This is a genomic window from Zhihengliuella sp., from assembly GCF_031178195.1.
In the GTDB taxonomy this organism is placed as follows: domain Bacteria; phylum Actinomycetota; class Actinomycetes; order Actinomycetales; family Micrococcaceae; genus Zhihengliuella.
Genome location: NZ_JAPSJL010000005.1, coordinates 165,600 through 177,876 on the forward strand (window position 1 = coordinate 165,600; position 12,277 = coordinate 177,876).

The 12,277-nt window shown below is 71.1% G+C and carries 11 protein-coding genes; 8 read left to right on the plus strand and 3 right to left on the minus strand.

The features are described from left to right. Nucleotides 1-3 precede the first annotated feature (3 nt). The 6 genes from RIN46_RS09290 (at nucleotide 4) to RIN46_RS09315 (ending at nucleotide 6,197) form a co-directional block, all read left to right on the plus strand. Nucleotides 4-1,374, plus strand: coding sequence for a sugar ABC transporter substrate-binding protein (locus RIN46_RS09290; protein WP_309082140.1), 1,371 nt, complete (start codon nucleotides 4-6; stop codon nucleotides 1,372-1,374). Between the two features lie 66 nt (nucleotides 1,375-1,440). Further along, nucleotides 1,441-2,298, plus strand: a complete 858-nt coding sequence (locus RIN46_RS09295; protein ID WP_309082139.1) for a sugar ABC transporter permease — start codon at nucleotides 1,441-1,443, stop codon at nucleotides 2,296-2,298. Then, complete coding sequence (locus tag RIN46_RS09300; protein ID WP_309082138.1) at nucleotides 2,295-3,161, plus strand: carbohydrate ABC transporter permease; 867 nt, start codon at nucleotides 2,295-2,297, stop codon at nucleotides 3,159-3,161. The genes RIN46_RS09295 and RIN46_RS09300 overlap by 4 nt, the downstream gene beginning before the upstream one ends. Before the next feature lie 27 nt (nucleotides 3,162-3,188). Beyond that, a complete protein-coding gene (locus tag RIN46_RS09305; RefSeq protein ID WP_309082137.1) occupies nucleotides 3,189-4,235 on the plus strand; it encodes an NAD(P)-dependent alcohol dehydrogenase in 1,047 nt (348 codons plus the stop codon). A 5-nt stretch (nucleotides 4,236-4,240) separates the two neighbouring features. Continuing rightward, complete coding sequence (locus RIN46_RS09310; protein WP_309082136.1) at nucleotides 4,241-4,933, plus strand: HAD-IA family hydrolase; 693 nt, start codon at nucleotides 4,241-4,243, stop codon at nucleotides 4,931-4,933. Between the two features lie 10 nt (nucleotides 4,934-4,943). Further along, on the plus strand, nucleotides 4,944-6,197 hold the full coding sequence (locus RIN46_RS09315) for a class I SAM-dependent methyltransferase (protein WP_309082135.1): 1,254 nt from the start codon (nucleotides 4,944-4,946) through the stop codon (nucleotides 6,195-6,197). Nucleotides 6,198-6,373: 176 nt separating this feature from the next. Here RIN46_RS09315 and RIN46_RS09320 read toward each other — a convergent pair whose 3' ends face one another. The 3 genes from RIN46_RS09320 to RIN46_RS09330 all read right to left on the minus strand — a co-directional run bounded on the left by RIN46_RS09320 (nucleotide 6,374) and on the right by RIN46_RS09330 (nucleotide 10,407). Then, the gene (locus tag RIN46_RS09320; RefSeq protein WP_309082134.1) at nucleotides 6,374-7,384 is read right to left on the minus strand and encodes a hypothetical protein; all 1,011 of its coding nucleotides are present in this window, start codon (nucleotides 7,382-7,384) and stop codon (nucleotides 6,374-6,376) included. 252 nt (nucleotides 7,385-7,636) lie between these two features. Beyond that, complete coding sequence (locus RIN46_RS09325) at nucleotides 7,637-8,449, minus strand: shikimate 5-dehydrogenase (RefSeq protein ID WP_309082133.1); 813 nt, start codon at nucleotides 8,447-8,449, stop codon at nucleotides 7,637-7,639. Nucleotides 8,450-8,469: 20 nt separating this feature from the next. Next, nucleotides 8,470-10,407, minus strand: a complete 1,938-nt coding sequence (locus RIN46_RS09330; protein WP_309082132.1) for a glycoside hydrolase family 3 N-terminal domain-containing protein — start codon at nucleotides 10,405-10,407, stop codon at nucleotides 8,470-8,472. Nucleotides 10,408-10,493: 86 nt separating this feature from the next. Here RIN46_RS09330 and RIN46_RS09335 point away from each other — a divergent pair, with 86 nt between their 5' ends. Both RIN46_RS09335 and RIN46_RS09340 read left to right on the plus strand, forming a co-directional pair. Then, nucleotides 10,494-11,636 carry a glutamate--cysteine ligase gene (locus RIN46_RS09335; RefSeq protein WP_309082131.1) on the plus strand — a complete coding sequence of 381 codons (1,143 nt, stop codon included), beginning with the start codon at nucleotides 10,494-10,496 and terminating at the stop codon, nucleotides 11,634-11,636. Beyond that, nucleotides 11,633-12,223: a low molecular weight phosphatase family protein gene (locus RIN46_RS09340; protein WP_309082130.1), complete on the plus strand. Its 591-nt coding sequence runs from the start codon at nucleotides 11,633-11,635 to the stop codon at nucleotides 12,221-12,223. The genes RIN46_RS09335 and RIN46_RS09340 overlap by 4 nt, the downstream gene beginning before the upstream one ends. Nucleotides 12,224-12,277 lie beyond the last annotated feature (54 nt).

Sequence of the window (12,277 nt, forward strand, 5' to 3'; positions counted from 1 at the left end):
GCAATGGAACACCACAGGAAACCTGCGGCACTCGCCCGCACCGCCCTCGTCGCGATCGCCGCCGGCGCGATGCTCACCGGCTGCGCGTCGGGCCCGGCCGGAGGCCCGGACGTCGAGGTCGAGTCCTTCGACTGGCGGAACTTCGAGGGCGAGGAGATCAACGTCCTCATGAGCCAGCACCCGCTCTCCAACGCCGTGCAGAACCATGTCGAGGAGTTCGAGGAGCTCACCGGCGTCGACGTGAACATCGAGACCCAGTCGGAGACCGACTACATGGTCAAGATCCTCACCGAGCTCCAGTCCGGCTCGGGCTCCTACGACGTCTTCATGACCTCGCAGCCGATGAACTACCAGTACGCGGCCGCCGGATGGATCGAGGATCTGCAGCCCTGGGTCGACGACCCGAACCACACGTCGCCGGAATACGACTTCGACGACTTCTACCCCGCGCTCATCGAGGCCAACCGCTGGGACACCACCGACTTCGGCGGCGCCGGCGAGGGTGGCCTCTGGGCCATTCCCGCGAACGAGGAGGGCTACGCGCTCTTCTACCGGAAGGACATCCTCGAGGCCAACGGCATCGCGGTCCCCCAGACGATCGACGAGCTCATCGCCGCCGCGAAGCAGCTCGACGGCACCGAGTTCGAGGGGCAGGAGATCTCCGGCTTCGTCAGCCGCGGCGACAAGACCTACCCGACGCTGAACCCCTTCTCCACCTTCGCCGGCGCGTTCGGCGCCCAGGACGTCACGGACGGCAAGGCGACGGTCAACTCCCCCGAGGGCGTCGAGGCGGTGAGCAAGTGGGTCGAGCTGATGGAGACCGCGCCGCAGGCCGCCAGCACCTACACGTGGTACGAGGCGCAGCAGGACTTCATCAGCGGCAACGCCGCCTTCTACATCGACGCCGACCACATGGCGCCCGACTTCGAGAAGGAGGGCAGCCCGATCGCCGGAAAGGTCGGCTACGCCCTGCCTCCGGAGGGGCCCGAGGGACGCGCGTCGAGCCTGTGGGTCTGGTCCCTGGGCATGAACGCCTCCTCGGAGCACAAGGGCGCGGCCTGGCAGTTCATCCAGTGGGCCACGTCCAAGGAGATGCTCACCAACGCCATCGCCGACGGCAACATGAACCCGACGCGCGTCTCCGTCGCCGAGAGCGAGGAGATGGCCGCGGCCACCGCCGAGTGGGGCGACTACAACCAGGTCTGGCAGGAGATCCTCTCCGAGTACGCCGAGTGGCCGTACGCACCGTCCGCCACGTGGCCGGAGGTGGGCGACATCTGGGCCACCGCCATCCAGTCCGCGCTCCTCGGGGATCAGAGCGTCGAGGAGGCGCTCGACGAGGCCGCCGCCAAGATCGATGAAGTCATCAAGTAGTCCTCGGCTACCGGGCGCGGCCAGGGCCCTCCTGGCCGCGCCCGGTCTCCCACCGAAGGGTTCCGCATGAAGCACAAAGCCTCACTGCCCTATCTCCTGGCACTGCCAGGACTGGCGGTCCTCGTAGCCATCCTCTATCCGTTCCTGACGGGCACGTGGTGGTCGTTCACGTCCTACCGCCTCAACCGCGGCGATCCGGAGTTCAACTGGGGCGAGAACTTCGTCACGCTCTTCTCCTCCGGCGAGGGGCTGCACGCCATCGGCGTCACGCTGACCTACGCGGCCGTCGTCGTCGTCATCGAGTGCCTGCTCGGCATCAGCCTCGCGATGCTGCTCAACTACGGGCGGTACGGCAACTTCTTCCGCCTCCTCATCGTCCTCCCCATGCTGCTCCCGCCGGTCATCGCCGCGCTGATGTGGAAGGTCATGCTGACGGAGAACGGCATCGCGAACTGGATCCTCGAATCGCTCGGCGGGCAGCGGCTGCTCTGGCTCAACGGCCAGGACTCCGCGCTGTGGTCCGTCATCCTCATCGACGTCTGGATCTTCACGCCGTTCGTCGTCCTCCTGGCCCAGGCCGGCCTGAAGAGCATCCCCGCGGAACTCCGCGAGGCCTCGGCCGTCGACGGGGCGGGGCCCATCCGCAACTTCGTGTCGGTCACGCTGCCGATGCTGACGCCCATCCTGATCGTCATCGTCACGTTCCGCGGCGTCGACTCGCTCAAAATGTTCGACATCATCTACACGACCACCAAGGGCGGCCCGATCGACGCGACGACCAACTTGCACGTCATGGCGTATCTGGACGGCATCCGGAACCTGAACTTCGGCATGGCCATGGCCGCGCTCGTCGTGCTCTGGGTGCTGTGCTACCTGATCTCGCACTTCCTCTTGAAAGCCCGCCGAAAGGAGGCAACGTCATGACCGCCGTCCTGCTCCAGGAGGACGCGGCGAAACGCCGGCGTCGTCGCAAGAACACCAAGCATGCCGTCGTCATCGCCGTGCTCTGCGCCTGGTCGGTCTTCGCGCTGGCGCCCATCGTGTGGATCCTCCTGATGTCGCTGAAGCAGCCCGGCGACATCGCCTCCTACCCGCCGAAGTTCTTCTTCTCGCCGACCCTGGCGAACTACGCGGAGGTCCTGAGCGGGCCGGAGTTCCTGACCCCGTTCGCGAACTCGCTGATCGTCACGCTGGGCGCGCTGGCGCTGACCCTGGTGATCGGCCTGCCGACGGCCTACTCGCTGGCCCGGTTCGCCTTCAAGGGCCGGGAGAACATCGCCTTCGGCATCCTCTCCCTGCGCTTCGCACCGGAGCTGCTGATCATCCTGCCGCTGTACCTGATCTTCCAGAACGTCAATCTGCACGACACCTACCTCGGCCTCATCCTGGCGTACCAGCTGGTCACCCTGCCCATGCTGGTGTGGATGCTCCGCTCCTTCATCGAGGACCTGCCGAAGGAGCTCGAGGAGGCCGTGGCGATCGACGGCGGAACTCGATGGACCGCGTTCCGGCACGTGCTGTTCCGGCTGATGGCTCCCGGACTCGGGGCAAGCCTGATGCTGTCCTTCATCTGGGCGTGGAACAACTACACGCTGCCCCTGGTGCTCAGCGGCCGCAATACCGAGGTCATCACCACCGGCATCCAGCAGTACATCTCCTTCCAATCCATCGCCTGGGGTCCGATGGCGGCCGCAACCGTCATCTCCCTGATCCCCGGCATCCTCTTCGCCCTGCTCTCCCTCCGCTGGATCGTCGACGGTCTGACCGCGGGCACCGTCAAGGGCTGAGCACCCAACCCGAGCCAGGAGCCATCAATGAACATCCCCGAAACCATGCTCGCCAGCGTCCTCACCGAGCCCGAGCGCATCGAACTGCAGCGGGTCGGCGTGCCGGCCCCGGCCGCCGGCCAGGTCCTCATGCGGGTCACCGCGGTCGGGGTCTGCGGGTCCGACACCCACTTCTACGAGACGGGACGCATCGGCGACATCGTCGTGGACGGCCCGATCGTCCTCGGCCACGAGACGGCCGGCGAGATCGTCGCCGTCGGGGCCGGCGTCGACCCATCCCGGGTCGGCGAGCAGGTCGCGATCGAACCGCAGATGCCGTGCCGCCGCTGCGACTACTGCAAGACCGGCAGCTACCACCTCTGCCGCTCCATGCGGTTCTACGGCGCCTACCCGGTGGACGGTTCGTTCTGCGAGTACGCGCTCATCGACGAGGACTTCGCGCATCCCATCCCGGAGGGGATGACCGCGGAGCAGGCCGCGCTGGTCGAACCGGTCTCGGTGGCCGTCCACGCCTGCCGGCGCGCCGGCGTCGTCCCCGGCGCCAAGGTGCTCATCACCGGCGCCGGACCCATCGGCGTCCTCACCGCCCAGGTGGCGCGGGCGTTCGGCGCCACCGAGGTGATCATCAGCGATCCCATCCCGCACCGCCGCGCGTATGCGGAGGCACGCGGAGTCACGCTGGCGCTCGATCCCGCCGAGGCGGATCTGGGACGGTACGACCAGCACTTCGATGTGTACATCGACGCGTCGGCCCATGCCGGGGCCATCGGTTCCGCGTTCCCCGCCATCCGCCCGGGCGGGACCGCCGTGCTGGTCGGCATGGGCGGTCTGAACCTCGAGGTGCCGATCGCGCTGATCCAGCACCGCGAGATCACGCTCACGGGCACCTACCGGTACGTCAACACGTGGCCGACGGCGATCGATCTGATCGCCACGGGCGCTATCGAGGTGGACTCGCTGGTGACCGGGCGCTACGGGCTCGACGCCGTGGAGGAGGCGCTGACGAAGGCCAAGTCGGACCCGGTGGCGATCAAGACGATGATCATCCCGTCGCTGACCTCCGCCGACGGGTGACCTCCATGGAACCAGCGACCCGGCAGGCTGACGGTTCGGTGCGGCTGACGGTCGAGGAGATCCTCTTCGACATGGACGGCACGCTGATCGACTCGATCGCCGCCGTGGAGGCCGCGTGGCGCAGCTGGGCGGCGGAGTTCGACGTGGCCATGGCCCCCGGCGTCGCCTTCCACGGTCGCACCGCCGCCGATCTGGTCGCGTCGCTGGTTCCCGGTGAACGGTTCCGCGCCGCGCTCGAGCGCCTCGAGGCGTTGGAGCGGGTGCCGGCGTGCCCGGTGCTCCCCCTGCCGGGGGCGCTGGAGCTGCTGGCCCGGCTCCCTCCGGAGCGATGGTCGATCGTGACGTCGGCCGCGCGACCGGTGGCGGTCGCGCGGCTGGCGGCCGCCGGCGTGCCGCTGCCGGCCCGGCTGGTCACCGGGGACGACGTCGAGCACGGCAAGCCGTCTCCGGCCCCGTTCCTCGCCGGCCGGCTGGGCACCGGGCCGGCCGTGGCCTTCGAGGACACTGTCGCCGGCCTCGCGTCCGCCCGCGCGGCCGGGTGCGCCACCGTCGGCATCATCGGCACGTACCCGGTGGAGGAGCTGCGCGCTCACGCCGACCACGTGATCGAGGACCTCGCCGCGGTGACCGTGGCGGCCTCGGGCCCGGACGGGCTGGTCATGGACCTCCAGACGACCCGCGGTGCACCCCGACGCTAGGCTGGAGACCATGTCTTCCACCCCCGCAGCCGAGCAGGCCACCGAGAACCTGATGCCGGTCCTCTCCCCGGAGGGCTTCGGGCTCCTATCCTCGCTGGCCCCGGACGCGGCCGCCACGGACCGGGCCGCGCTCGAGCTCAACCTCTCCCTGCGGAAGTCGGGCCACGACCCGCAGGTCGTCACCGCCGTCGTGCACCAGGCGCGCCTGCGCGCGCTGGCGAAGGCCAAGCTGGGCCCGTTCGCCGAGCACATGATCCTCACGCGGGCCGGGCTGGAGCAGGCCACGCGTATGAACGTCGCCGCGCTGCACGCGCGCCGGTACGTGGAGGCGGGGCTGACGCGGGTCGCGGATCTGGGCTGCGGGCTCGGCTCGGACGCGATGGCGATGGCGTCGCTGGAGCTGGACGTGACCGCCGTCGAGCTGGACGAGACCACCGCGGCGGCCGCCACGATGAACCTCATGCCGTGGCCGAACGCGCAAGTGGTCAACGCCGACGCGGAGGACTTCGACGTCTCCGGGTTCGACGCCGTCTGGCTGGACCCGGCGCGGCGGACCACCACGACCTCCGGCACCTCGCGGATCTTCGACCCGGAGGCGTTCAGCCCGCCGCTGTCCTTCGTGGAGGGGCTCGCGGACGCCGGGAAGCCGGTCGGCGTGAAGCTGGGCCCGGGGATCCCGCACGAGTCCGTGCCTGCGAACTGCGAGGCCCAGTGGGTGTCGGTGGGCGGCGCGGTGACCGAGGCGACGCTGTGGTTCGGCAGCCTCCGGCGCGACGGCGTGCGCCGGGCCGCGCTGGTGGTCGGCGGGCACGGCGCGGCGGAGCTGACCTCGGGGACCGACGCGGCCGAGGCGGCGCAGGCCCGCGGGGGCCGGCCCACCGGCGGGATCGAGGGCTACCTGTACGAGCCGGACGGCGCTGTGATCCGGGCCGGGCTGGTGGAGCAGGTGGTGGACGCTGTGGGCGGGCACCTGCTGGATCCGCACATCGCGTACTTCTGCGCGCCGGAGGCCGTCGAGACGCCGTTCGCCCGGGCGTACCGCGTGCTCGACGTGAAGCCGTACAACGTGAAGGCGTTGCGCGCGTGGATCAAGGCGGCCGGGATCGGCGTGCTGGACATCAAGAAGCGCGGCGTCGACGTGACGCCCGAGGAGCTGCGGCGGGTGCTGCTGGCCGGGGCGGGCAAGAAGGCGAAGAAGAAGGCGACGCTGGTGCTGGCCCGGATCGGCGACGACCGGCTCGCGATCGAGGTGGAGCCGGTCTGACGCGGCCGGCGTGCGGCGCCAGCCATCGGCGTTGCACTGACGCAGATTCGTCCCATCGGCGTTGCGGTGACGCAGGCTCACTCCGTCGGCGTCGCGATTCCACAGCCGGAGGCTGGCTGCGGCCTGCTGGATTGCGACGTGGATGAGGTCTGCTCCCCCGCGAGGGGACTAGCGGGTCAGGCCGTCCGGGGTGCGCGGCAACCCTGTCGCTCGAAGGCGTGCCGGAGCCTCGCGAAGAACTCCAGCTCGCCGCGCGGCGTGAAGAACGTCTTGTCGGCGCGGACCGTCAGCCAGCGGATCCGCTCCAGCCGGTGGTCGCGTCTGATGTCGCGCGCCAACTGCGCCTCTTCGCCGTGGTGCCGGCCCTCGTACTGGACGGCCACGCGAGCCTCCCGGAACGCGAGGTCCGGCTCGACCCAGTCACCGTCTCCGAGATCAATCCGGGCGTTGACCAGTGGCTCCGGATAGCCGCGGCGGACGATCCGCTGCCGCACGGCGCTCTCGGGGGCGGAGTCGACGCGAGCCCGGAGCAAGTCGATCGCCTCAAGGCACCGCCGCCGGCCTCGGAATCCCCGCCGCACCTCGAGGACCGCACGGATGTCCGCCGTCGTCGAGAGCGGATTCGAGCCGAGCAGGCCGGGACTGCGCGGCGGGCCGTCGGCTCTCTGCAGCAACGCGTCGCCGGCGACCACGAGATCCTCGATGCCGAGAACTTCCCCGAGCTGGGTCCAGCACCAGGCCGGGGAGATGATGCGGACCCCGTCGACTTCCCGGATCGCGGCGCCCTCCGGGCACCGGTGCCCGATCACGTTCCGCCTCCGCATCGGCGCTGCGACCTCCGACTCGCGCCCCAGATGGACGGGGAAGCCGGCCCGGAACCGCGGCGGCAGCCAGATGCCCCAGGCCACCGCGGCCGAGACATGACTCAGGAAGGCGTCGGGCGTGATGGTGCTGAAGGCCCGGTAGACCTCCAGCGGAGGGAGCTCCGCATCGCGGACGGCACGAATGCCAGAGCTGAGCGACTGGAAGGCCGGCCCCTGCAGCTGTCCTCGCGTGAGGCCGTGCATCGCCGCATCGCGTGCAGGGAAGACGGCGGGGACACGGGGGTCCACACTGCCCCGGCCCGAACCACTGCCCCGGCCCGAACCACCGCCCTGCCGACCCTGCACCCGACCGCTGCTGCCCATGCCGTCCAGTCTGCCGGGAGCGGGCTCGCCATTCGGCGTTGTCCACAGCCTCCGCGACGTACCGTCGTCGGTTGAACGACGGCGCCCCCGGCTCGGGCGTCACGCGCCGGGGTCCAGGCATCGACGTCGCAGCCGTGCAGCACTTTCGGCGGTTTCACCTGCAGAACTGCGACGTCGAACATGCGGACCTGCCGCAGTGCGACGCGGATGCCCCAGACCTGCGTTTCCGCGACCTGGAGCCCGCGCCGCGCGCTACGCCTGGGCGCGCATGAACTCCTCGGCGGCCGCGACCTGCTCGTCGGTCGGCGTGATCCCCGTGTAGAGGACGAACTGCTCTAGCGCCTGCAGGGTCATCACCTGGGCGCCCGTGATGACGCGTTTCCCGGCGTCCCGCGCGGCGCGGATCAGCGGCGTCTCGGCCGGCACCGCGACCACGTCGAACACCACCTCGGCCCGGTCGATCTGCGCCTGGGTGAAGGACAGCTGCCCCTCCCCGTCGCCGCCGTCCATGCCGACCGGCGTCACGTTCACCAGCATCGTCGCGGTCTCCGGCACCTCGGCCGCGTACGCGAACCCGTACTGGTCGGCGAGCGCCCGGCCCCGCTCCTCATTCCGCGCGACGACGGTGACGTCGCCGAACCCGGCGCTCTTCAGGGCCGCGACGGTCGCCTTGGCCATGCCGCCGGAGCCGCGCACCACCACGGAGAGGCCCTGGTCCAGGTCCTCGACGAGCTGGGCCACGGCCAGGAAGTCGGTGTTGTAGGCGGTGAGCACGCCGTCGTCGTTCACGATGGTGTTGACCGACTCGATCGCCGCCGCGGACTCGGTCACGTGGTCCACCAGGGGGATCACCGCCTCCTTGTGCGGCATGGAGACCGCGCAGCCGCGGATGCCGAGGCCGCGCACGCCGGCGATCGCCTGCTCGATGTCCGTGGGCCGGAACGCCTTGTAGATCCAGTTCAGGCCGAGCTGCTCGTACAGGTGGTTGTGGAAGCGCGTGCCGTTGTTGCTGGGACGCGCCGACAGCGAGATGCAGAGGGTCATGTCCTTGTTGAGAATGGGCATGGCCTCAGGCTATCGCGACGTCAGCAGCCCGTGCCGGCCGGGTACTCCCCCACGTCGACCGGCAGCGCGCCGGGGGCCTCGGCCGCGCCGGTGAGCACGTCGACCAGCGCGGCGAAGGACTCCTCGGTCCGGCCGAACAGGGCGACCTTGGCGGTGCCCGCCTGCGAGCGGGCCAGCGGCCACGGGGCATCGAGGGTGACGACGACGTCGCCGCTCGCCGCGGGTGCGCCCGTGCCGAGGAGCGTGACGACGTCGCCGCCGCCCACCCGCAGTCCGGCAGCCTGCGCGGCCTCGGCCAGCCGGGCACGGTCCTGGGCATTGCCGCCGACGATCCGGATCGAGTCTCCCACCAGCGGCTCCCCGCACTGGCCGTCGACGACGGTGACGGCCTCGGCGGCGATCTCCGCGGCGACCGGCTGGCTGTCCGGGGCGGCCTCGGAGCCGGCGCCCCCGGAAGCCGCTGAACCGGAGGACGCGGAACCGGAGCCGGCGGACTCGGAGCCGGCAGACTCGGTGCCGTCGGACCCGGTACTGTCCGCTGCAGCCGGGGCTTCGCCGGAGCCGGGGGCGTCGGTGCTGGCGGGCGCGCCCTGGTCCTCGCCCTCGCCCCGGGCGAGATCCTCCTGCCACATCATGAGGGCCACCACGCGGGTCGCGGCCTCGTCGAGCCGCTCCTGCGGGACGGTCCCGTCCGCCACCGCCGCGACGATCGCCGCGTGCGCCTGCGCCACGTCCGGTGGCATGAGGAGCAGGTCGGCGCCGGCGGCGAGCGCGTTGACGGCGGGGTTGCCGGGCGTGTCGGCGAGCGCGCCCATGTTCAGGGCATCGGTCACGGCGACGCCCTCGAAGCCGATGCCCTCGGCCAGGTCGCGCAGGACGTCGTAGGCCTCCGCGGACAGCGACGCCGGCACGCCGGGGTCCAGCGCGGTCACGGCGATGTGCCCCATCATGGCCACCGGGGCGCCGGTCTCCTCGCCCAGCCGGCCCGGCGCTTCGCCGGGCTCGCCGCCCGGTTCGCCGCCGGTGCCCTGGGCCCCGGTGCCCTCGGACCCTTCTCCCCCGCCGGGCACGCCCGCGAGGAACGGCATCCAGTCTCGCTCGCGCATTTCCTCCACGCTCGCGTCCTGCACCGGCAGGCCCACGTGCGAGTCGGTGGTCACGGACCCGTGCCCCGGGAAATGCTTCAGCGTCGGCAGCACGCCGGCCGCCAGCGACCCGTCGACCGCGGCGAGCGCGTGCTCGGCCACCATCGCGGGGTCGGAGCCGTAGGACCGCGCCCCGATCACCGGGTCCTGCGGGCCCACGGTGACGTCGGCGTCCGGCGAGAAGTTCATGGTGAAGCCCAGCACGGCCAGGTCCGTGGCCAGGGCCTGCTGCGCCCGGGCGGTCAGGTCGGGGTCGTCGGCGGCCCCGAACGCCATTGGCACGGGCCACTCGGTCAGCGGCGCGCGCAGCCGGGCGACCACCCCGCCCTCCTGGTCCACGCCGACGATGCTCGGCCAGTCGCGCGCGGAGGCCTCGTGGAGCGCCCCGGTGGTCTCCGCGAGTGCCTCGGTGTCCACGCCGGCGCGGTTCTGGGGCACGTTGTCCCCCATGATGATGGTCCCGCCGAGGTGCAGCTGCTCGGCGAGCGCGATCGCCCGGTCCGGGTCCGTGCCGGAGTAGAACTGGACCAGCACCTGCCCGGCCTTCTGCTCGGTGGTCATCTCCGCGACGGCGGCGCGGGCCTCCTCGACCGTCGACGCCAGGGGACCCCAGGACGTGCGCGGCGGGGCCGGGGCGGGCGCGTCGGGGGTCGCCTCCGGCGCGGTACCCGGGCCGGAGGGGGAGGACGACGGCGGCGCCAGCACCGAGCACCCGGCCAGCAGCACCGCTGCGGTCGCGGCGGCGGTCGCGGTCAGCAGGCTCCGAGCGAATCGTGCGGGCGGCTCCGGGAGTTTTTCAGACGGCTGTGGCACGTTGACAGGGTATCGCGCCCCTAGAATTGAGGTCCGGCCCCTGTCAGCGGGCCCGGCCGCCCGGCCCCGACGCAAGGAGCACACCTGTGGAGATCAGTTTCGCGAAGTCGGAGCAGTCGACCCTCGGCATCGAGTGGGAGATCGCGCTGGTGGATCGGGAGACCGGCGAGATGCGCTCGGTGGCCAACGAGGTCCTGCGCGGGGTCCGCGAACGGCACGGCGGGCTCCACGAGGACCAGGAGCACCCGCACGTCACGCAGGAGCTCATGCTGAACACGGTGGAGCTGGTCACGGGCGTCTGCCACACGGTGGACGAGGCGCGGATCCAGCTGAACAAGACGCTCGACGACATCCGCGAGGTCACCGACCCCATGGGCGTGGAGCTGTACTGCGCGGGCAGCCACCCGTTCTCCGAGGCGCGCCGGCAGCCGGTGACGGACAAGGAGCGCTACGCCAAGCTGATCGACCGCACGCAGTGGTGGGGCCAGCAGATGGCCATCTACGGGGTGCACGTGCACGTGGGCCTGGACCGCCGCTCCAAGGCGCTGCCCGTCACCGACGGGCTCATCAACTACCAGCCGCACTTCCTGGCGCTGACGGCGTCCAGCCCGTTCTGGGGCGGCGAGGACACCGGCTACGCGTCGCAGCGCTCGCTGATCTTCCAGCAGCTGCCCACCGCCGGCATCCCCTACCACTTCGAGACGTGGGAGGGCCTGGAGCACTACGTGGGCGACATGGTCCACACCGGCGTGATCGACGAGATCTCCGAGCTGCGCTGGGACGTGCGCCCGGTGCCGCGGTTCGGCACGGTGGAGATGCGCATCTGCGACGGACTGAGCAGCACCCGGGACGTCGCCGCGATCGCCGCCCTGACGCAGTGCCTGGTGCACGAGATGTCCACCGCATTGGACAACGGCTGGGCCATCCCCGTCATGCCGCCGTGGTTCCGTGTGGAGAACAAGTGGCGCGCGGCCCGCTACGGCCTGGACTCCATCATCATCCTGGACAAGGAGGGCAACGAGGCCCTGGTGACGGACGAGCTGTACCGGATCCTCGACCGGCTGGAGCCGATCGCCAAGGAGCTGGGCTGCTCGGACGAGCTCGCGGACATCGAGCGGATCATCAAGGGCGGCGCCGGCTACCAGTGGCAGCGCAAGGCCGCTAAGGAGAACGACGGCGATCTGCGCGCCGTGGTGGCCGACAATATCCAGCGGATGCGCCTGGCATGATCCGCATTCTGACCGTGTGCACCGGCAACATCTGCCGCTCGCCTTTCGCGCATCTGTACCTGAAGCATCACCTGGAGCGGGTCTCGCCGGGGAACTTCGAGGTGGCGAGCGCGGGCACCTACGGGCTGGTCGGCAACGCCATGGACGAGCGCGCCGCCGCGAAGCTCGTCGCCAGCGGCGTGGAGCCGGGCGACTTCGTGGCCCGGCGGTTGGACGAGAAGCTGCTGAAGGATCCGGACTTCGTGCTCACGCTCGCCGAGGAGCACCGGGAGGCCGTGGTCGCCGCGGCGCCACGCATGCTGAAGCGGGCGTTCACCGTCCGCGAGTTCGCGCTGGTGCTGCGCCGGATCGCCGAGCACGATGCCGACCGGGTCCCCGCCGGCGCGGACCAGGCCGACGCCCGCTGGAAGGCGGTCTTCCGCCTCGCGTCGCTGCATCGCTCGGAGGTCCGCTCGCAGTCGGGCGGGGACCTCGACGTCGTGGACCCGTACCGGCGCGAGGACTCCGTCTACGACCAGATGACGCAGCAGCTGCTGCCGGCACTCGAAGAGATCGTCGCCTTCGAGGAGGCCGCCGCCTCGCGCTGACGCCGCCGGGAGACAGAGAAGCGGGGGGGGGGGGGGGGGGGGGGGGCGGGGGGC